Source organism: Streptomyces sp. NPDC005485 (genome assembly GCF_040606085.1).
Classification (GTDB): Bacteria; Actinomycetota; Actinomycetes; order Streptomycetales; family Streptomycetaceae; genus Streptomyces.
The window spans coordinates 1-19,327 of sequence record NZ_JBEXDZ010000174.1 but is presented as its reverse complement, the minus strand read 5'-3'; the positions used below and the strand labels follow the sequence as shown (position 1 = coordinate 19,327).

The 19,327-nt window shown below is 69.3% G+C and carries 19 protein-coding genes; 12 read left to right on the top strand and 7 right to left on the bottom strand.

The window, feature by feature from the left end; translation table 11 throughout:
* Window positions 1-102: 102 nt before the first annotated feature.
* From ABZS97_RS37350 to ABZS97_RS37335, 4 genes are all read right to left on the bottom strand, one after another.
* Complete coding sequence (locus ABZS97_RS37350; protein WP_356145412.1) at window positions 103-579, bottom strand: MarR family transcriptional regulator; 477 nt, start codon at window positions 577-579, stop codon at window positions 103-105.
* Window positions 580-671: 92 nt separating this feature from the next.
* Entirely contained in the window at window positions 672-1,472 is an 801-nt protein-coding gene (locus ABZS97_RS37345; RefSeq protein WP_356145410.1) for an AIM24 family protein, read from the bottom strand.
* Window positions 1,469-2,119: an AIM24 family protein gene (locus tag ABZS97_RS37340; RefSeq protein WP_356145407.1), complete on the bottom strand. Its 651-nt coding sequence runs from the start codon at window positions 2,117-2,119 to the stop codon at window positions 1,469-1,471. Before ABZS97_RS37340 ends, ABZS97_RS37345 begins: the two co-directional genes overlap by 4 nt.
* 1 nt (window position 2,120) lies before the next feature.
* Window positions 2,121-2,753: an AIM24 family protein gene (locus ABZS97_RS37335; RefSeq protein ID WP_356145414.1), complete on the bottom strand. Its 633-nt coding sequence runs from the start codon at window positions 2,751-2,753 to the stop codon at window positions 2,121-2,123.
* Window positions 2,754-2,939: 186 nt separating this feature from the next.
* On the opposite strand from ABZS97_RS37335, the gene ABZS97_RS37330 reads away from it, so the two are divergent.
* The 4 genes from ABZS97_RS37330 (at window position 2,940) to ABZS97_RS37315 (ending at window position 7,508) form a co-directional block, all read left to right on the top strand.
* Window positions 2,940-3,284 carry a DUF3817 domain-containing protein gene (locus tag ABZS97_RS37330; RefSeq protein ID WP_356145404.1) on the top strand — a complete coding sequence of 115 codons (345 nt, stop codon included), beginning with the start codon at window positions 2,940-2,942 and terminating at the stop codon, window positions 3,282-3,284.
* Window positions 3,281-3,574, top strand: a complete 294-nt coding sequence (locus tag ABZS97_RS37325) for an MTH1187 family thiamine-binding protein (protein ID WP_356145402.1) — start codon at window positions 3,281-3,283, stop codon at window positions 3,572-3,574. Before ABZS97_RS37330 ends, ABZS97_RS37325 begins: the two co-directional genes overlap by 4 nt.
* A gap of 190 nt (window positions 3,575-3,764) precedes the next feature.
* Window positions 3,765-5,549 (top strand): glycosyltransferase family 2 protein, encoded by a 1,785-nt coding sequence (locus ABZS97_RS37320; RefSeq protein ID WP_356145400.1) that lies wholly within the window; start codon window positions 3,765-3,767, stop codon window positions 5,547-5,549.
* 3 nt (window positions 5,550-5,552) lie between these two features.
* Window positions 5,553-7,508 carry a kelch motif-containing protein gene (locus ABZS97_RS37315; protein WP_356145398.1) on the top strand — a complete coding sequence of 652 codons (1,956 nt, stop codon included), beginning with the start codon at window positions 5,553-5,555 and terminating at the stop codon, window positions 7,506-7,508.
* A 77-nt stretch (window positions 7,509-7,585) separates the two neighbouring features.
* Here the strand turns inward: ABZS97_RS37315 and ABZS97_RS37310 are convergent, their stop codons facing one another.
* Window positions 7,586-8,593 (bottom strand): glycoside hydrolase family 6 protein, encoded by a 1,008-nt coding sequence (locus ABZS97_RS37310; RefSeq protein ID WP_356145396.1) that lies wholly within the window; start codon window positions 8,591-8,593, stop codon window positions 7,586-7,588.
* Window positions 8,594-8,728: 135 nt separating this feature from the next.
* Window positions 8,729-9,712: a DUF5937 family protein gene (locus tag ABZS97_RS37305; RefSeq protein ID WP_356145394.1), complete on the bottom strand. Its 984-nt coding sequence runs from the start codon at window positions 9,710-9,712 to the stop codon at window positions 8,729-8,731.
* Window positions 9,713-9,793: 81 nt separating this feature from the next.
* Between ABZS97_RS37305 and ABZS97_RS37300 the strand changes: the two genes are divergently transcribed.
* The 4 genes from ABZS97_RS37300 to ABZS97_RS37285 all read left to right on the top strand — a co-directional run bounded on the left by ABZS97_RS37300 (window position 9,794) and on the right by ABZS97_RS37285 (window position 13,837).
* Window positions 9,794-11,062 (top strand): MFS transporter, encoded by a 1,269-nt coding sequence (locus ABZS97_RS37300; RefSeq protein ID WP_356145392.1) that lies wholly within the window; start codon window positions 9,794-9,796, stop codon window positions 11,060-11,062.
* Window positions 11,063-11,105: 43 nt separating this feature from the next.
* Window positions 11,106-11,615 (top strand): MarR family transcriptional regulator, encoded by a 510-nt coding sequence (locus ABZS97_RS37295; RefSeq protein WP_356145390.1) that lies wholly within the window; start codon window positions 11,106-11,108, stop codon window positions 11,613-11,615.
* Window positions 11,616-11,658: 43 nt separating this feature from the next.
* The gene (locus ABZS97_RS37290) at window positions 11,659-11,997 is read left to right on the top strand and encodes a DUF3817 domain-containing protein (protein WP_356145388.1); all 339 of its coding nucleotides are present in this window, start codon (window positions 11,659-11,661) and stop codon (window positions 11,995-11,997) included.
* Window positions 11,998-12,136: 139 nt separating this feature from the next.
* The gene (locus ABZS97_RS37285; RefSeq protein WP_356145386.1) at window positions 12,137-13,837 is read left to right on the top strand and encodes a methylmalonyl-CoA mutase family protein; all 1,701 of its coding nucleotides are present in this window, start codon (window positions 12,137-12,139) and stop codon (window positions 13,835-13,837) included.
* Between the two features lie 114 nt (window positions 13,838-13,951).
* Here ABZS97_RS37285 and ABZS97_RS37280 read toward each other — a convergent pair whose 3' ends face one another.
* Window positions 13,952-14,596: a TetR/AcrR family transcriptional regulator gene (locus ABZS97_RS37280; RefSeq protein ID WP_356145383.1), complete on the bottom strand. Its 645-nt coding sequence runs from the start codon at window positions 14,594-14,596 to the stop codon at window positions 13,952-13,954.
* Window positions 14,597-14,847: 251 nt separating this feature from the next.
* On the opposite strand from ABZS97_RS37280, the gene ABZS97_RS37275 reads away from it, so the two are divergent.
* The 4 genes from ABZS97_RS37275 (at window position 14,848) to ABZS97_RS37260 (ending at window position 19,210) form a co-directional block, all read left to right on the top strand.
* Window positions 14,848-15,825 carry a tetratricopeptide repeat protein gene (locus tag ABZS97_RS37275; RefSeq protein ID WP_356145381.1) on the top strand — a complete coding sequence of 326 codons (978 nt, stop codon included), beginning with the start codon at window positions 14,848-14,850 and terminating at the stop codon, window positions 15,823-15,825.
* 634 nt (window positions 15,826-16,459) lie between these two features.
* Window positions 16,460-17,092, top strand: a complete 633-nt coding sequence (locus ABZS97_RS37270; protein WP_356145379.1) for a DUF6230 family protein — start codon at window positions 16,460-16,462, stop codon at window positions 17,090-17,092.
* A 104-nt stretch (window positions 17,093-17,196) separates the two neighbouring features.
* The gene (locus ABZS97_RS37265) at window positions 17,197-17,859 is read left to right on the top strand and encodes a DUF6114 domain-containing protein (protein WP_356145378.1); all 663 of its coding nucleotides are present in this window, start codon (window positions 17,197-17,199) and stop codon (window positions 17,857-17,859) included.
* On the top strand, window positions 17,849-19,210 hold the full coding sequence (locus ABZS97_RS37260; protein ID WP_356145376.1) for a hypothetical protein: 1,362 nt from the start codon (window positions 17,849-17,851) through the stop codon (window positions 19,208-19,210). Before ABZS97_RS37265 ends, ABZS97_RS37260 begins: the two co-directional genes overlap by 11 nt.
* Window positions 19,211-19,327 lie beyond the last annotated feature (117 nt).

Here is a 19,327-nt window from a genome sequence, read left to right as displayed (position 1 = left end):
GCGCCATCGGCGATCAGAAGAAGTCGACGATCTCGGTGCCGGAGCTGTTCTATCTGCGACCCACCGGGGACCATCCGCCGCCGTCCGCGACGGGAGAAGGGGTTACGGCCTGCCCCGCTGCCCGCGCAGGTGTTCCGCGATCGGGCGCAGCGACTTGTGGAGGTCTTCCATGGCCTCGGGTGAGAGCAGGTCGATGAAGTGCCTGCGGACGGACGCCACGTGGTGCGGGGCGACCTTCTGCATCGTCTCCAGGCCGTGCTCGGTGAGGACCGCGTACAGCCCTCGGCGGTCGGACTCGCAGTTCTCGCGACGGACCAGATCCGCGTTCTCCATACGGGTGATCTGGTGCGAGAGCCGGCTCTTGGACTGGAGGGTGGCGGACGCGAGGTCGCTCATCCGCATCCGTACGCCCTCCGACTCGGAGAGATTCACCAGGATCTCGTAGTCGTTCATCGTCAGTCCGAAGGGTTGCAAGTCCCTCTCGAGCTGGTGCGTCAACAGCCTGTTGACCTCCAGGTGGGTGCGCCAGGCGCACTGCTCCGCATCGGTCAGCCAGCGCGTGGCCGTCTCGGTCTCCATGAATGAAGTCTACCTAAAAGGTTGAAAGGCGAACTAGTGAGGGTTGTGTGACGGTGCGCACGCGTTCGATGTCACACTCCGCAGATTACCGCTCACAGCCCGAAGCGACGCTGGAGGTCCCCCAGCTGTCCGGGAAGGCGCGGTGCGCCCGCCTGCTGTCCCTGCTGACCCGGCACCCCGCCGCCGCCCGGTACTCCGGCCTGCTGCGGGACCGCCCCCGTGGCCTGCTCGGCCATGAGGGTCTCGGTCGACTGGAGCAGCACGGTACCCGCTCCCACGAACTCGAACTGGTGCTCCTCCCCGGAGGCCCCGCCGAGGCCCGTCATTGCACGTAGACCGCCCATTACGCCCGTCAGATACCCGTGGTCGTAGTGGTGGCACGGCGAGGGGCAGTCGGCCCAGCCGACCAGTGCCTGCGGGTCCACCCGGATCGGCGGCTCCATGAACACCACCGGCCCGTTAGATGCCGCTACGAACTTGCCGGTTCCGATCAGTGTCAGAAAGCCCGGCACGATCGACTGCTTGAGTGCGAGAGTTGGCTGAAAAGCGAGCAAGTTGCCCGAGCGAATGGTCAGGTTGCCGTCTTCGAGGTCGTACGAATTCACATCGAAGGCCCGGTCGGCGAGGAGCATCTTGCCCGAGCCCTCCGCGACGACCCAGTCGCTCGCGTGCAGAGGCGAATGGAACGACGTGCGCACCAAACCGTCGAGCCGGCCGTACCCGATGCCGTTGAAATCCATCGAGCCGTAGTACGCGATCATCTTGCCCTTCTGCAGGAACCACTGGCTCCCCTTGAGCTCCACGCAGAAGGTGTACTTGTTGACATTGTCGTCGACCGGCAGCGTCATCGGGTCATGGATCACCGGGCCGCCCGGGGTCCCGTACGCGCTCACAGCTTCTCCTCCGAGGCCTGGACGTACACCGCACCGCTGCCGCTCAGCTCCAGCTGGAACGCCTCGCCGGAGCCGCGGCCCACCATGTCGCGCCAACCGAGCGCCGTCGACAGCTTGTTGCGCACGTCGCCGTGATGGGCGACGTACGCCTGCGGGTCGACGTGCACCGGGCGCTGCGGGGTGATCGGGATCTCGAAGACGCCCCCGTGCGCCATGACGGCGACCGCGCCGTGGCCCTTGAGGGTGGTCGTGAACAGTCCCTGGCCGCTGACCTGGCCGCGGACCATACCCATGACGCCGCCCTGCGAGCCCAGGAACATCGTGCCCTGCTCCAGCGTGCCGTCGAAGGCGAGCAGCCGGTCCGCCTCGACGTACAGGGTGTCGCCGCTCAGGTTGATCACCTCGATGTGGTGGCCGCCGTGCCCGAAGAACACCGTGCCGCTGCCCTCCACCGTCATCAGGGGCGTCGACTCGTTCGCCAGCCGGCGGCCGATCATCGACATGACCCCGCCCTGGCCGCCCTGGACGTTGGGCGTGAAGGACACCTCGCCCTTGTAGGCGAGCATCGCGCCGCGCTGACTGAACAGGCGCCGGCCCGGGGCGACGGTCGCCTCGATCATCTTGGAGTTGATCTCACGGAAGGGCATGTCACACATCCCCCGCGATCGTGTTCCGCTCACTCGGCTGCACGTACACCAGCCCGTCCCCCTCGAACCGCATCTGGAAGGCCTCGCCGCCGCCCTCTCCCATGAACGTGCGGAACGTCACACCGGACTGGAGGGACTGCCGCACATTGCCCTGGTGCGCGATGTACGCGCCCGGGTCGACCGTCAGCGGGTACTGCGCACTCACCCGCAGCACCACCGCCGCGCCGTCGGACATGATCGCCGCCTGGCCGTGGCCCTCGACCGTGGTCGTGAACAGCCCGTTGCCCTGGGAGGCGCCGCGCAGTCCGGTGAAGGACGTGCCCGTGCGCAGTCCGGCGTCCGCCGCGAGGAGGTTGCTGGACTCGACGTACAGTTTGTCCCCGTGGAGGCTCACGAGGTTGATCTCGGACGCCCTGTCAGCGAACCAGCAGGTCCCCTGTCCCTTCACCTCCATCATGATCATCTGTTCGCCGGTGAGCCGCCGGGTCACCATTCCCCGGATCCCCTCACCGCCGCCGCTGAGCTTCTTGAAGGCCATCTGCCCGTCGTACGCGACCATCGAGCCGTTCTTCGCCTTCACGGCGTCCCCGGTCATGTCGACGGCCAGGACCTTGCTGCCTTGGAGTCGGAACATCGCCACGTTGCGAAGGTAGCCGCAGGTCGGGTGGAGCCGACAGAGGTCCGGGGTGGATCCCGACCCTGAGCGCACCCCTAGAGGCGTCGGATGCCACAATGGGATCCGCTTGTGCTTGCGTTCACAAAGCGCCGCCGAAGCACCGCCCCGCCGAAAGCGAATCTCCCACCGAAGGTGACCCGTTCCGTGGACATAAAGACCGCCACCGCCCTCCGCCGCCTGCGCCTGGTCTCCGCCCCCGAGGCCGTCTCGTTCCTGCTCCTGCTCCTGTGCTCGGTGCTGAAGCGGACCACGGACTTCAACGCGGTGCCCGTGATGGGCGCGGTCCACGGCGTCCTCTTCATCCTGTACGTGATCTTCTGGGCGGACGCCTGGAACCGCACCAAGTGGGCCCGGAAGACGGCGGCCCTCTACTTCGTCCTCTCCGTCCTGCCCACCGGCGGCTTCTTCGCCGAGCGCAAGCTCAAGCGCGAGGCCGAGGACGCCGTCATCGCCTCCCGCGCCCGCCGCGAGGGCGTGGTGGCGTCGTGATCGTCGCCTTCTCCGTGACGCCGCTGGGGGTCGGCGAGGACGTGGGGGAGTACGTCGCCGACGCCGTCCGGGTCGTGCGCGAATCGGGTCTGCCGAACCGCACGGACGCGATGTTCACCTCGATCGAGGGGGAGTGGGACGAGGTGATGGCGGTGGTCAAGCGTGCCGTCGCCGTCGTCGAGGAGCGGGCGCCGCGTGTCTCGGTGGTCCTCAAGGCGGACATCCGCCCCGGCGTGACGGACGGTCTCACCTCCAAGGTGGCGACGGTGGAGCGGCACCTCTCCGAGTAGGCCCGCGGCCGAGCCCGCCCCCGACACCCCGGCCCCAACACCTGGGCCCCACACGCAAACCCCGGCCCGCGCAGGCCGGGGTTTCGCCGTTCCGCAACTCCTTCGGACGCGCCCAGTTCGACATGCCCATAAAACTCCATTTGTGTGTGGGTATAGACCATGTTCGGTCGGTTCGACCACTGGAGGCGCTGTGCGGCCGGAGGGCTACGACTACGACACCTACAGCCGACTCGCCGGACCGCTGACGCAGCCGTCCGGCGTGGCCTACCGGGTGCAGTACACCCAGCTCCTCTCGCGAGAGCCGCACCGAATACGCGCGGTCCTGCTGATGACGCTCGCCCCGATCCTCACCGGCGTACTCCTCGTCTACCTGGTGTGGCCGACCCACTGGGTGGAGCGCGAGGGCGGCGAACGCTGGCTGGTCGTGCTCGACATCACGATGCTCATAGCCATCGGCCTCATCGAGCTGTTCATGGTCGTCAACGTCATGAGCATCGCCCACGCCACCATGGTCGCCCGCGACCCCGTCCCGGTGACCCCGCAGCCCGGCACCCGCGTCGCCTTCCTCACCACGTACGTCCCCGGCAAGGAACCCCTCTCCATGGTCCGCGCCACTCTCGAGGGCGCGGTCGAGGTCACCCACACCGGCCCGCTGGACGTCTGGCTCCTCGACGAGGGCGACGACGCCCAGGCGAAGGCGCTCTGCGCGGAACTCGGCGTACACCACTTCACCCGGCTCGGCGTCCCGGAGTGGAACCGCCCCAAGGGCGTCCACAAGACCCGCACGAAGCACGGGAACTACAACGCGTGGCTGGCGATGCACGGCGACCGCTACGAGTTCTTCGCCTCCGTCGACACCGACCACGTCCCGCTCCCGAACTTCCTGGAGCGGATGATGGGCTACTTCCGCGACCCCGACATCGCGTTCGTCGTCGGCCCGCAGGTCTACGGCAACTACGAGAGCCCCGTCACCAAGGCGGCCGAGTCCCAGCAGTTCCTCTTCCACGCGCTGATCCAGCGTGCCGGCAACCGCTACCGCGCTCCCATGTTCGTCGGCACCAACAACGTCGTACGGATCTCCGCCCTCAAGCAGATCGGCGGGCTGTACGACTCGATCACCGAGGACATGGCCACCGGCTTCGAACTGCACCGCCACCGCAACCCGAGGACCAGGAAGCACTGGCGTTCCGTCTACACCCCCGACGTCCTCGCCGTCGGAGAGGGCCCGGCCTCCTGGACGGACTTCTTCACCCAGCAGATGCGCTGGTCGCGCGGGACGTACGAGACGCTCTTCAAGCAGTACTGGAAGGCGCCGTTCACCATGCCGCCCGGGCGTCTCTTCTCGTACACGCTGATGCTGGTCTACTACCCGATGACCGCGGTCAACTGGCTGCTGGGCATCCTCAGTTGTTTTCTCTTCCTCTGGTTCGGCGCGTCCGGCACGCAGGTCGCCGCCTCCGTCTGGCTGATGCTCTACAGCGACGCCGCGGCCCTCCAGATCGGGCTGTACCTGTGGAACCGGCGGCACAACGTCTCCCCGCACGAACCCGAGGGCTCCGGCGGGCTCGCCGGCATGGCGATGTCGGCGCTCTCGGCGCCGATCTACCTGAAGTCGCTGGGCGCCGCCCTGACCCGCAGGCCCAGCCGGTTCGTGGTCACCCCCAAGGGCGGCGACGCCAGCCCCGACCGTCTGATGACCTTCCGCATCCACCTGTTCTGGGCGGCCCTGCTCGCGGTCTCCCTCGGCGCGTCCTTCCACCTCGGCCACACGCACGCGGCCATGCGCACCTGGACGGTCCTGGCGATGGCGATCTCCCTGGCACCGGTCGCCGTGTGGATCGTGACGGTGGTCAGGGACCGCAGGGCCCAGGCGACGCTGCGCACGCCGGTACGCGTCACCGAGCCCGCGGAACCGGCGCTCGCGACCGGCGGCACCACGACCACGGTCACCAGCTCCTCGACAGGAGGCAACTAGGCGATGGCCTACCAGCCCTCGAAGAAGACCAAGAAGACCGTGCTCGGCATCGGCGGCATCGCGATACTCGCCGGCCTCAACGCCCCGGCAGTGATGGGCTTCGCCGGCGAGCAGTACCACGAGTACAAGATCGCCCAACCCGGCTACATGGCGAAGTACGGCTCCTGGAGCAGCGTCGACATCCCCAGGAAGTACCGCACCAACGCCATCCACGCTGCCCTGCTGCACACCGGCAAGGTGCTGATCGTCGCGGGCTCCGGCAACGAGCAGAAGAAGTTCGACAAGGGGTCGTTCGACACCGTCCTGTGGGACCCGAGGGCCGACACCTTCAAGAAGATCCCCACCCCCGACGACTTCTTCTGCTCCGGGCACGCCCAACTCCCCAGCGGCAGAATGCTGGTGGCCGGTGGCACCGCCCGCTACGAACTCCTCGACGGCGAGGTCAAACGCGCCGGCGGCGGCATGCGCGTGAAGAACGAGAACCCCGACAAGGCCATGGTGCTGAAGAAGGGCACCCGCTTCCGCTCGCCGGCCGGCGTCGAGTACGTCAGCCGCTTCGACGTGAAGATCCCCAAGGCCAAGCGCACCCAGTCGATCACGTACAACCGCCGGGGCGTCATGCAGCCCTGGAAGACCAAGGTCACCGCGAGCGAGGCCCGCGTCTTCGTCGAGGCCACCGAGGACGGCCCGCTGTCGGTCACCGACAAGCAGGCGCAGTACGAGATCGTCGGCCTGAAGGGCAAGGACGCCGACAACACCTACGGCCTCTCCGAGAAGATCACCCTGGACAAGCAGGACTTCCAAGGGATCAGGGCGGCCTACGAGTTCGACCCCGTCGCCGAGAAGTACATCCCCGTCGACCCGATGGAGAAGGCCCGCTGGTACCCGACCCTGGTCGGCCTCGACGACGGCCGCGTCCTCGCGGTCTCCGGCCTCGACGACGTCGGCATGATCGACCCCGGCGACAACGAGATCTACGACCCGAGCACCAAGAAGTGGACGCCCGGCCCCAAGCGCTACTTCCCCACCTACCCCGCCCTCTTCCTCACCCGCGGCGGCAAGCTCTTCTACCCGGCCTCCAACGCCGGTTACGGGCCCGCCGACCAGGGCCGTGAGGCGGGTCTGTGGGACCTGAAGACGAACAAGTTCGAGAAGGTCCCCGGACTGCGCGACGCGGACGAGACGGAGACCTCGGCCTCCCTCCTGCTCCCCCCGGCCCAGGACCAGAAGGTGATGATCCTCGGCGGCGGCGGTGTCGGCGAGTCCAAGAAGGCGACCCCGCGCACGGCCGTGGTCGACCTGAAGAAGGACAACCCCACCTTCGAGGACGGCCCCAACCTCCCCCAGGGCACGCGCTACCTGAACAGCGTGATCATGCCGGACGACTCCGTCTTCACCACCAACGGCTCCGCCGACTACCGCGGCCGCAGCGCCAGCAACATCCTCAAGGCGCAGTTCTACGACCCCGGATCCAACGCGTTCCACTCCGCGGCCTCACCCCGGGTGGGCCGCAACTACCACTCCGAGGCGCTGCTGTTGCCCGACGGACGCGTCGCCACCTTCGGCTCCGACCCGCTCTTCGACGACCAGCAGAACACCAAGCTGGGCCACTTCGAGCAGCGGATGGAGATCTTCACCCCGCCGGCCCTCCACAAGAACGGCAAGAACCGCCCGGTGCTGGGCAGCGGCCCGCAGGAACTCGACGCCCACCACCGCGCGACCTTCGCCACCGAGCACCCGGAACGGGTCGTCAAGGCCCGCCTGATGCGGCCCAGCGCGGTCACGCACACGACGGACGTCGAGCAGCGCTCCATCGAACTCGGCCTCACCAAGGCCGGGAACTCGGTCACCGTCGACGTACCGACGGACGGGGCACTGGTGCCGCCGGGCTGGTACATGCTCTTCGTGACCGACGGGCAGGGCACGCCGTCCGAGGCGAAGTGGATCCAGGTCAAGTGAGTCCGGGACCGATCAATCCGGGACCGATCAATCCGGGACCGATCGATCCGAGGCAGACGCCTCGCTGAACTCGTCGGTCACGCCTTGGAGTTGCGCGCCAGCCCCAGGGCGTAGTCCGGCCACCACTGGCCCGCCGCCGGTCCGCCCCGGCACTGTCCGTCCGACTCGCCGGGCCGCTTGATCCACAGGTAGGCGTCGAGGGAGGGTTCGCCGGTGGCCGTCGTCGGGCGGGTGCCGAGGGCCCGGCCCGGCGGGTTGCACCAGGCCTGGCTGCGGTCGCCGCGCAGGGGACCGTTGCCGTTGCGGCTGGTGTCCACGACGAAGTGCTTGCCCCCGAGGTCCTGGGAGAGGTGGACGCCGTACTTCTTCGTGGCCGTGTCCGTCTGGAAGTTGGAGACGTTCAGCGAGAAGCCGTCGGCCTGCTCGACGCCCGCGCGCTTGAGGGGGTCGACGAGCTTCCAGGGGTCCTGGATCCAGGCGGGGTTGCCCGCGTCCAGGTACACCTTGGTGTGCGGCTGCCGCTTCAGCCGGACGATCGCGTCGGCGAGCAACTGCTCGCGCTCCTCGTGGTATTCGCCCGGGGTGCAGCCGTCCACCATGTGCGCGACCGCGTCGGGTTCGAGGACGACGAGGGCCTTGCTGTCACCGAGCGCGCTCGCGAACTTTCCGATCCAGTCAAGGTAGTTCGCGGCGTCGTACGCCCCGCCCGCCGAGTGCTGGCCGCAGTCCCGGTGCGGGATGTTATAGGCGACGAACAGCGCTGTCCGCCCCTGCTGGGCCGCCGCCGCGGTCGCTGCCGCGATGGTCGGGGCGGGGTCGTCGCCGGCGGGCCACAGCGCGGCCGGCTGGTCCGCGATCCGCTTGAGGAACCGGGCGTCCTTCGTACGGCCCTGCCGCTGCCACATCTGGATCTGCTGGGCGGCGGAGCTCGACGGGTCGACCCAGAAGGGCGACGGCCCGGCGGGCGTCGTCCTTCGTGCGCTGTCCCGGACGACGGAGGCCTCGTCGACGCCGGGCGCGGACGAGCAGCCCGCCGCGAGCCCGAGCGCCGCGAGCGTCGCGAAGGTACGGATCAGCCGGGACATCCTGCCCCCTTGGGCGAAGGTGACGGTTGTGACGGTTCGCCGTCAATCGTGACATAGCGCACTTAATGGGCGTCGGTACGACACCGGACGGCTGAGGGCCTGTGACGCAAGCTCGGGGTGACGGGTGAGGGGCCGTCAGCCGCCGCCCGAGGCCAGCGCGATGCCGAGCGGGGTCCGCTCGTACAGCACCTGGTGGCCGTACCGCCGTGAGGTGAGCAGGCCCGCGTCGCGCAGGGCCGCGAGGTGCGCCGACACCGACGAGGGTGCCAGCCGCAGCCGGTGCGCCAGGGCGGTGGTGCCGGCGGGTTCGTCGAGCGCCGTCAGCACGGCGGCCCGGCCGCGGCCCAGCAGCCGTACGAGTGCGTCGGGGGTGCGGTCGCCCGGCTCGGCCCACAGGCCGCCGATACCGCGCGCCGGGTAGGCGACCGTGGGCTGCCACGGGGGCTCGAAGCCGCTGATCACGTCCGGCCAGGAGAAGACGCTCGGCATCAGGACCAGCCCCTGCCCGCCGAGGTGCCGCTCGTGCTCGCCGTTGCGCTCGACCGTCAGCGTCCGGGCGTTCCAGCCGAACCGCCGGTCGATCTCCGGCAGCAGCCCGCCCAGACCGACCTCGGCCAGCCGCCGCGAGTGGAAGGCGATGTCCGCCTCCAGCAGGGCGCGCAGCCGCGGCCAGTCCGGTTCGATCAGGGTGTGCCAGGCCTCCTCCATCAGGTCGGCCAGCTCCCTGATCATGCGTGCCGGGTCCGCGAGAAGGGCCCGGCCCTCAGGTGACTCGAGCGCTCCCGGGGTGTCCGCGAGGGAGAGCGCGGTGTCCTCGCGGGCGGCCTCCGGGTCGGCGGAGCGGACGGCCTCGATCTCCTCCTCGAACGTCGCCGCGGGGCCGATCGGGGGCGGGCCGAGCCAGTCGGGGGTGTGGCCCCGCTGCGGCATCAGCAGCCACAGGGGCGCGAGGTCGAGTCCGGCGGCCGCCGCGCGGATACGGCGCAGCCAGTGCGCGTGATAGCCGTGCCGCGCCGGGCGGTTGAGCGTGCGCACCGCCTCCTGCGTCTCCCACAGGGGCGACACCGCGAAGCGGCACTTGAGGAGGTCCTCCTCGCCGAAGTGCAGATGCGTGGGCAAGGGACCTCCTCGGCGGGCACAAGATTCGGCTGACGCCGAAACTCTACGGCGACCGGTACCCGCGCGTGCACGCTGCTGCGTATGCAGGAAACAAAGAAGGAACCGGGTACCTCGGGCACCCCGGACGCTCCGGGCATCCCGGCCGAGGAAGCCGGCTACGGCCGTGTCTTCGCCGTCCGCGAGTTCCGGGCCGTCTTCGCCGCGCACGCGTTCTCGCTGCTCGGGCTGATGATCAGTGAGATCGCGCTGTCGGTGCTCGTGTACCGCCTCACCGGCTCGCCGCTGATGAGTGCGCTGACGTTCGCCGTCGGATTCCTTCCCTACCTGATCGGCGGGACCCTGCTCGCGGGCATCGCCGACCGGTTCCCGGCCCGCCGGGTGCTGGTGGTGTGCGACCTGGTGTGCGCGGGGTTCGTGGCCGTGATGGTGCTGCCGGGCGCGGGCATCGCCGTACTGCTCGCCATGCGCTGCGCCCTTGCCGTGGTCGCACCCCTCTTCCAGGGGGCGCGGATGGCGACGCTCACCGATGTCCTCGGGGACGGCGACCTGTTCGTGTTGGGCCGCTCGCTGCTGCGCATCGTGTCGCAGAGCGCGCTGCTCGTCGGGTTCGGACTCGGCGGCCTGCTGCTGAGCGTCGTGTCGCCGCGCGGGGCGCTGCTCATCACCGTCGCCACGTTCCTGACCTCGGCCGCGCTGCTGCGGTTCGGTACCCGGCGGCGGCCCGCGCGCTCGGGGGCGCGGGCGCCGCTGGTGAGGGACTCGCTGAGCGGGGCCCGGCAGGTGCTCGCCGACCGGCGCGTGCGCGTGCTGCTCCTGCTGTTCTGGGTGCCGCCGATGTTCTCTGTCGCGCCGGAGGCGCTGGCGGCGCCGTATGCGGACGGACTGGGCGTCGGGTCGGCCGGCCTCGGGCTGCTGATGTGCGCGCTGCCCGTCGGCACCATCGCGGGCGAGCTGTACGCGGGTTCGCGGCTGCGGCCGGAGGCGCGCGCCCGGCTCGCGCTGCCGCTGGTGTGCTGCACGCTGCTGCCCTACATCGGCTACGTCCTGCACCCCGGCCTCCTCTGGTCGCTGCTCCTGCTGACGCTGTCCGGCGCCGGATCCGCGTACTCCCTCGGCCTCGACCAGTGGTTCGTGCGGGCCGTGCCCCAGGAGCTGCGGGGCCGGGCGATGACGCTGAACACGGCGGGACTGATGACCGTCCAGGGCGTCGGCATGGCCCTGGCGGGCGTGGTCGCGGAGTTCGTCGGGGTGGCCGTGACGGTCACCGGGGCGGGTGTGCTGGGCACGGTGTGCTGCCTGCTCCTGGCGGTGGAGGCGCGGCGTACCGAGGGGTCCGCGGCCGAAAAGTGAGACGGGGCTGACCACGATGTGACCGGCCGGTAAGGTCTTTGCCGTGCCGAAGCCCCTCAGCCTTGCCTTCGATCCCATCGCGCGTGCCGACGAACTCTGGAAGCGACGCTGGGGGTCCGTGCCGTCCATGGCCGCGATCACCTCGATCATGCGGGCCCACCAGATCCTGCTGGCCGAGGTCGACGCGGTGGTCAAGCCCTACGGGCTGACGTTCGCCCGCTACGAGGCGCTGGTGCTGCTCACCTTCTCCAAGGAGGGCGAGCTGACGATGTCCAAGATCGGCGAGCGGCTGATGGTGCACCCCACGTCGGTCACCAACACCGTGGACCGTCTGGTGAAGTCCGGCCTCGTCGACAAGCGCCCCAACCCCAACGACGGCCGCGGCACCCTCGCCTCCATCACCGAGAAGGGCCGGGAGGTCTGCGACGCGGCCACCCGCGACCTGATGACCATGGACTTCGGCCTCGGTGCCTACGACGCCGAGGAGTGCGCGGAGATCTTCGCGATGCTGCGGCCGCTGCGGATCGCGGCGCACGACTTCGAGGAGCAGTAACCCCGGGCAAGATCCCCCGGAACGGGCGGTTACGCTCGACAGCATGAAAAAGAGCGTGCTGACCCGCTACCGCGTGATGGCCTACGTCACCGGTGTGCTGCTGGTCCTGCTGACCCTCGGCTGCCTCGCCAAGTACGGCTTCGAGATGGACGGGGCGGACAGCTTCGTCAAGGTCGTCGGCATCGCGCACGGCTGGCTGTACGTCGTCTACCTCGTCTTCGCCTTCGACCTGGGCTCCAAGGCGAAGTGGCCGGTCGGCAAGCAGCTGTGGGTGCTGCTGGCCGGCACGATCCCGACGGCCGCCTTCTTCGTGGAGCGCAAGGTCACCCACGAACTCGACGCCCAGGTCGCGGACGACGCGCCCGCGGTCGCCAAGGCCTAGGCCCGGTCCCCTTTACCCGGCTCGGGACCTGTCCGCGCTCTCGCGCGGCACTCGATCCGTACTCGTTTTCACGGCCGTGAGGGTGGCTCGCGGCCGTGGGGCATCGACATTTACTAGGACGTCCTAGTAAATTTGAAGCATGGACGCTGACGCCATCGAGGAAGGCCGCCGACGCTGGCAGGCCCGCTACGACGCTTCGCGCAAGCGCGACGCCGACTTCACCACACTCTCCGGTGACCCCGTGGAGCCGGTGTACGGGCCGCGGCCCGGAGACACCTACGAGGGGTTCGAGCGGATCGGATGGCCCGGTGAGTACCCCTTCACCCGTGGGCTCCACGCGACCGGATACCGAGGGCGCACGTGGACCATCCGGCAGTTCGCCGGGTTCGGGAACGCCGAGCAGACCAACGAGCGCTACAAGATGATCCTCGCCAACGGCGGGGGCGGGCTCTCCGTGGCCTTCGACATGCCCACTCTCATGGGGCGCGACTCCGACGACCCGCGCGCGCTCGGGGAGGTAGGGCACTGCGGGGTCGCCATCGACTCGGCCGCCGACATGGAGGTGCTGTTCAAGGACATCCCGCTGGGCGATGTGACGACCTCCATGACCATCAGCGGGCCGGCCGTTCCCGTGTTCTGCATGTACCTCGTCGCCGCCGAGCGGCAGGGCGTCGACCCGGCCGTGCTCAACGGCACGCTCCAGACCGACATCTTCAAGGAGTACATCGCGCAGAAGGAGTGGCTCTTCCAGCCCGAGCCGCACCTGCGCCTCATCGGCGACCTGATGGAGCACTGCGCCGCCGAGATCCCCGCCTACAAGCCGCTGTCCGTCTCCGGCTACCACATCCGTGAGGCCGGTTCGACGGCCGCGCAGGAGCTGGCGTACACCCTCGCCGACGGCTTCGGGTACGTCGAGCTGGGCCTCTCGCGCGGACTGGACGTCGACGTCTTCGCGCCGGGCCTCTCCTTCTTCTTCGACGCGCACCTCGACTTCTTCGAGGAGATCGCCAAGTTCCGCGCGGCGCGCCGCATCTGGGCCCGCTGGATGCGGGATGTGTACGGGGCGCGGACCGACAAGGCCCAGTGGCTGCGGTTCCACACCCAGACCGCCGGTGTCTCGCTGACCGCCCAGCAGCCGTACAACAACGTCGTCCGTACGGCGGTGGAGGCGCTCGCCGCGGTCCTCGGCGGGACGAACTCGCTGCACACCAACGCGCTCGACGAGACCCTCGCGCTGCCGAGCGAGCAGGCGGCGGAGATCGCGCTGCGCACCCAGCAGGTGCTCATGGAGGAGACCGGGGTCGCCAACGTCGCCGACCCGCTGGGCGGTTCCTGGTACATCGAGCAGCTCACCGACCGTATCGAGGCCGACGCCGAGAAGATCTTCGAGCAGATCAAGGAGCGGGGGCTGCGGGCGCACCCCGACGGGCAGCACCCGATCGGGCCGGTCACGTCCGGCATTCTGCGGGGGATCGAGGACGGGTGGTTCACCGGCGAGATCGCCGAGTCGGCCTTCCAGTACCAGCGCTCCCTGGAGAAGGGTGACAAGCGGGTCGTGGGCGTCAATGTGCACCACGGGTCCGTGACGGGGGATCTGGAGATCCTGCGGGTCAGTCACGAGGTGGAGCGGGAGCAGGTGCGGGAGCTGGGTGCCCGCAGGACGGGGCGCGACGAAGCGCGGGTGCGCGGGGCGCTCGATGCGATGCTCGCTGCCGCGCGGGACGGCTCCAACATGATTGCGCCCATGCTGGACGCGGTGCGGGCGGAGGCCACGCTCGGGGAGATCTGCGGGGTGCTGCGGGACGAGTGGGGGGTCTACACGGAGCCGGCCGGGTTCTGAGGCGTGGGTGCGGTGGGGGCGGGCTCCAGGGTTTTCGCCCCCTCCGCCCCTGCCCTTCCCGTTGTCCTGGGGCTGCGCCCCCTTTCCCCCGCTTTCGGCCTGACGGCCTCGTCCTCAAACGCCGGACGGGCTGGAACCCTCACCCGCCGCGCCTGCCAGGCCCAGCAGCAACACCCGCGTGAAGCTGCGCGCCCACTCCTCGTCCGCCGGTTCCGCGCTCACCAGGGTGCGGTGGACGACCGCGCCGGCGACGATGTCGAAGATCAGGTCGACGGTGCGGGCCGCCGAGGCGGGGTCGGACTCCGGGGGGAGTTCGCCGCGGGCCGTCGCGCGGGCCCGGCCCTCCAGGACCAGGCGCTTTTGCCGGTCGACGATCGAGGCGCGGATGCGTTCGCGCAGGGCGTCGTCGTGGGTCGACTCCGCCACGACGGCCATCAGGCCGTTCTTCGCCTCGGGGAGCGTGAGGATCGTCGCGAACTGGAGGACCACGCCCTCGATGTCGGCGGCGAGGCTGCCGCGGTCGGGGAGCTCCAGTTCGTCGAAGAGGGCCGCCACCGCGTCGACGACCAGTTCGTTCTTGCCGGGCCAGCGGCGGTAGAGGGTCGTCTTGGCTACCCCGGCGCGCGTCGCCACGTCCCCCATCGTGAGTTTGGAACAGCCCAGTTCGACCAGAGCGGTGCGCGTCGCGGCCAGGATCGCGGCGTCCGCGGCGACGCTGCGCGGGCGACCCGTGCGAGCGGCGGGGGTGCGGCTGTCCATGTCGGCGACCATATCCGGTCGTTCTGTATCCGGCCGTTCTGTGAAGCCGTGAGGGAGATCACCGGGAGAGGGTTCACGGGGACTCGCCGGGACAGTTACGCTACGACTCGTAGCGAAAGCGCCTGGACGGTGTCCCTGCGCGAGCGACGACCACTGGCGCCAGGTGGGGACCCGGCGCCCAACACCACACAGCACGACCGACTTTCACAGGCCTTTTCACACGTGCGCGGATAACGGGGGAGGATAGACGCATGCAGCCACGGAACATGTCCATGAGCGGAGTCGTCGACCTCGCCGCGGTGAAGGCGGCCCAGGAGGCCAAGGCGAAGGCGGAGCAGGCGCGCGCCGAAGCGGCCAGGCAGGGCGGCGGAGGCGGAGCCGTATCTCCGTCGAGTCTCGTCATCGACGTCGACGAGGCGGGATTCGAGCGGGACGTCCTGCAGCGGTCCACCGAGGTGCCGGTCGTCATCGACTTCTGGGCCGAGTGGTGCGAGCCGTGCAAGCAGCTCAGCCCGATCCTGGAGCGGCTGGCCCACGAGTACAGCGGACGCTTCGTCCTCGCCAAGGTCGACGTCGACGCCAACCAGATGCTGATGCAGCAGTTCGGGATCCAGGGGATTCCGGCGGTGTTCGCGGTGGTCGCCGGGCAGGCGCTGCCGCTCTTCCAGGGCGCCGCGGGCGAGCAGCAGATCCGCGGGACCCTCGACCAGCTCGTCCAGGTCGCCGAGCAGCGCTTCGGCCTCACCGGTCTCGCGGTCGACCCGGACGCCGAGCCCGCCGCCGCCCCCGCGGCGCCCGAGATCCCGGTCGGCCCGTACGACGCGCTGCTCGAAGCCGCCGTACAGGCTCTGGACGCGGGTGACTTCGGCGGAGCGGTGCAGGCGTACAAGAACGTGCTGGGCGACGACCCGGGCAACATGGAGGCCAAGCTCGGCCTCGCCCAGGCGGAGTTGCTGCAGCGCGTGCAGAACGCCGATCCGCAGCAGGTGCGCAGGGACGCCGCCGAGAAGCCGGCCGATGCGCAGGCGCAGATCGCCGCCGCCGACCTCGACCTCGTGGGCGGCCATGTCGAGGACGCTTTCGGTCGGCTCATCGACACGGTGGCGCGCACAGCGGGTGACGACCGTGATGCCGTACGAGTACGGCTGCTGGAGCTCTTCGAGGTCGTCGGAGCCGATGATCCGCGGGTGATCGCGGCCCGTCGCGCGCTGGCCAGAGCCCTGTTCTGACAGGTCCGCTGACCTGTTCCTAAACGCCGGGGCTTGTGATGCCCGAGTGAAAGATTTGCCGACAGGGCGACAAGTGGCCGCGCTTTACCAAATCTTGGTAAACGCGGCCGCTGTTACTTGGAGTAAGTCTGAGGCGTTGATCTGTCGGATTCTGTCCAAGTGTCAACCGGTCTGTGACCACCCCCGACACCACCCTGCGTCGTCGACCGATACCGGCGGGTCGTTGTTCGGTTATCCGCCCGTTACTAGCCAGTAACGAACCCCCTTGTGCGGGCGGCGAGAATGCACCACGATCGGCGACGCTCGGTCCATTCCCCCCAGTCCCGACAGCCAATCGGGTCAGGGGGTTTCTGGGTCCCCACCGAGCAGGGACGGCAGCAGTGGTGCCGCCCCTTGGACAGGGGGGTCTTCGCCAACCGGCGGAGCCTGTCCGGCAGGTTGTGCGTGATGTGTGTCAGGCGCGACCAGTGGTTGTCGCTCGGGGGTGATCGCCGGTGATCGGTGCGCAAGCTAGCGCCTCCGAGTACAGGCGCTCTCCTTCCCGAGGACGTAGCACTTCTCCCATCCCTGCCCGGTCGAGCCGCCCACATGGGGCAGCCAGGGCCAGGAGATGTACGTCCGAGAAGGAGGAAATATGATGTCCCAGGTGCGTGGCGGGACCAGATGGAAGCGGTTCGCCGTCGTAATGGTGCCCAGTGTGGCCGCCACGGCAGCGATAGGTGTCGCCCTCGCGCAGGGTGCTCTCGCCGCGTCGTTCAGCGTTTCCGGTCAGTCGTTCAAGGTGACGGCGGACAAGCTCGACGGTACGGGCTTCGTCCAGTACGGGGCGATTGACTCGGGTTACAACCTCGACGGCAGCAAGACGGCTCACCCCGTCGCTGTCTCGGGCTTCAAGACCGCGTCGCTGACCAACATGTGTCAGTCGGTGGTCACCCCGAACATCCCGTTGCTCGGTTCCGTCAGCCTGACGCTGAAGGCCGGCGGCGGCGGTACGCCGGTCCAGGCCGAGAACCTCTACGTCGACGTCGAGGACCTCGAAGCCGACGCGGTGTTCCACGGCATCGACATCGGTGTTGCCGCGAAGGACGCCAGCAAGGGTCCGGGTATCGCCAAGGGCGACCAGGCGAACCCCTACGGGTTCGCGCAGCAGGCCGACTCGGCCACGCTGACGGACGTGAAGCAGACGGCGTGGGCCACCACCGCCGGAACCTTCAAGCTCAGCGGTCTCAAGATGTCGCTGTCCAAGGGCGTCAAGGAGTGCTACTAGGCACTCCGTGACCGGGTGGGGGGAGCCGACGGCGCCCCCCACCCGTGCACCACCGCCCGCAGAACCACTCTCCACAGCAACGCCGTTCCAGGGAGCTGTTTTCCATGAGCGCCGAGTCGTCCCGTCAGGATGAGCACTACCTCACAGTCTTCCGACGGGTTTTCCGCGTCTGGAGGGGGCAGCGGCCGTTCTGGGCCGGTCTGTTCGTCATGCTGGGCGGATTCCCCATCGCCTACTTCCCCTACGCGCACCTCCAGATCGGTCACCTGACGCTGGCGATGGCGACCACCGCGGGGGCCGGGTCCCTGATCATCGGGGTCCTGCTCGTCGTGCTCGGGTTGAGCCTCTGGTTCCAGAAGCACGTACGGACCTTCGCCGGTGTCGCCGCGATCCTGCTGGCCCTGGTGTCCATCCCGGTGGCCAACCTCGGCGGCTTCCTCATCGGCTTCCTGTTCGCCCTGATCGGCGGCGCCATGGCCGTCTCCTGGATGCCGGGCGAGCCCGAGGCCGAGCCGGCCGCGACCGCGACGCGCGACGCGGACGACACCCCGGGCGGCTCTCCCGCCGACACCCCGGGCGGCCCGGACGGGCTGACCAAGTCCGATGAGTACGGGCACGACCACGGACACGGGCCCATCGAGTCCGGCCGTCCCGGCGAGGCCCGCGGACTGGACGGTCCGAACGGGCTGCACCACCTGAGCGCGCCGCACGATCTGTCAGGAACGATCCCGGCGAACGGGGCGAACGGGAGGCACAGTGCCGGCTGACGAGGTGATCCACGGGACGGATGTGGACGAGTCCCGTGTGAGATCCGGGCCGCGCCACGCGGCCCCCAGGAAGCCGCTGTTCACCAGGTTCCACATGCCTGCCGGCAAGGCGATAGCCCTCGCCGCGATGCCGACTGCGGTCCTCATGGGAATGGGGCTGACGCCGACGCTCGCATCCGCCGACGACCACTCCTCCTCGAAGAGCCTCACGGCCGACGAGTACAAGGACTGCGTGGCGGCCGTGACCGGCTCCGACGCGAGCGCGAGCGCCTCGGCCACGCCGTCGCCCTCCGCCTCGACGAGCAGCTCCACGGACAAGTCGACGGACAAGTCCACCGACGACTCCAAGGACGAGCCGAGCCCGTCCGCGTCGAAGTCGTCGGACGCGTCGGACACGGACACCTCTTCGTCGGATTCAGGTTCCGACGACAAGGCCGAGCCCACGCCGACCCCCTCCGCCACGGCGGGCAAGTCCACGTCGACGTCGAGCGACTCCACGGCGACCCCGTCGGCGTCCGCGAGCGACGACAACGTGCTGAAGGACATCGGCGACGCGATCACCGGCATCTTCACGGGCGGCGGCGACGACTCCTCGTCGAGCAGCACCGCCTCGCCGTCCGCCTCGCCCTCCCCGTCGGCGTCCGCGACCAAGGACTCCTCGGACTCCGCGGGCTCCTCCACGAGCGCCTCCGACACCGTCAAGGACACGACCGACAAGGTCACCGACACGGTCAAGGGCGCCACGGAGAAGACCGAGAAGACGGTCGAGGACACCACGAAGAAGGCCACGGACACCGCTGAGGCCGCGGCCGAGAAGGCCAAGGACGCCGCCGCGTCGGCGACCCCCAGCCCGTCCGCGAGCTCCACCACGAACCCGGACGACTGCCCGGTGGCCACGGACGACGTGGGCGGTGTCGACAACCCCGTCACCCTCCCTGACGACCCCTGGTACCTGAACGCCAGTTCGCTGCTCCTCAAGGGCGCGGACTACCAGGGCATCGTCAAGGTGCGGACGGCCAACGGCAGCGTCAAGAAGGTCCTGAAGTACGTCATCTCCGACGGCACCGACATCGGTGACCTGCACCAGACCGTCAAGGACAAGCAGTCGGGCAAGACGTACCACGTGCAGGCGGCCGCCGGTTCGACGTCGACCATCCGCAACGGCAAGACGGTCATGTACACCGAGAGCATCTCCGGCAATCTGCTCGGTCTGATCCCGGTGACGTTCAGCCCGGACAGCCCGCCGCCGCTGAACATCCCGCTGATCTACTTCACCAAGGTGAAGGTCGTCCAGGCCGGCCAGTTCGGCGGCGACCTCTCCATTCCGGGGCTGCACTCCTACCAGGACTGAGCCCCCTCAGGAGCCCGTCCGGGAGCCTCTCGTTCTCACCATGGGCGCGGGCGACGTCACCGACCTCGGCCCGCTGATCCTGGACCGTCTGTCGAAGTAAGGGGCTGAGGCTCATGT

Coding starts and splice junctions, on each gene's coding strand:
- ABZS97_RS37350 (WP_356145412.1), bottom strand. CDS start 579: ATGGAGACCGAGACGGCCACGCGCTGGCTGACCGATGCGGAGCAGTGC.
- ABZS97_RS37340 (WP_356145407.1), bottom strand. CDS start 2,119: ATGCCCTTCCGTGAGATCAACTCCAAGATGATCGAGGCGACCGTCGCC.
- ABZS97_RS37335 (WP_356145414.1), bottom strand. CDS start 2,753: ATGTTCCGACTCCAAGGCAGCAAGGTCCTGGCCGTCGACATGACCGGG.
- ABZS97_RS37315 (WP_356145398.1), top strand. CDS start 5,553: ATGGCCTACCAGCCCTCGAAGAAGACCAAGAAGACCGTGCTCGGCATC.
- ABZS97_RS37310 (WP_356145396.1), bottom strand. CDS start 8,593: ATGTCCCGGCTGATCCGTACCTTCGCGACGCTCGCGGCGCTCGGGCTC.
- ABZS97_RS37300 (WP_356145392.1), top strand. CDS start 9,794: ATGCAGGAAACAAAGAAGGAACCGGGTACCTCGGGCACCCCGGACGCT.
- ABZS97_RS37290 (WP_356145388.1), top strand. CDS start 11,659: ATGAAAAAGAGCGTGCTGACCCGCTACCGCGTGATGGCCTACGTCACC.
- ABZS97_RS37285 (WP_356145386.1), top strand. CDS start 12,137: ATGGACGCTGACGCCATCGAGGAAGGCCGCCGACGCTGGCAGGCCCGC.
- ABZS97_RS37280 (WP_356145383.1), bottom strand. CDS start 14,596: ATGGACAGCCGCACCCCCGCCGCTCGCACGGGTCGCCCGCGCAGCGTC.
- ABZS97_RS37275 (WP_356145381.1), top strand. CDS start 14,848: ATGCAGCCACGGAACATGTCCATGAGCGGAGTCGTCGACCTCGCCGCG.
- ABZS97_RS37270 (WP_356145379.1), top strand. CDS start 16,460: ATGATGTCCCAGGTGCGTGGCGGGACCAGATGGAAGCGGTTCGCCGTC.
- ABZS97_RS37265 (WP_356145378.1), top strand. CDS start 17,197: ATGAGCGCCGAGTCGTCCCGTCAGGATGAGCACTACCTCACAGTCTTC.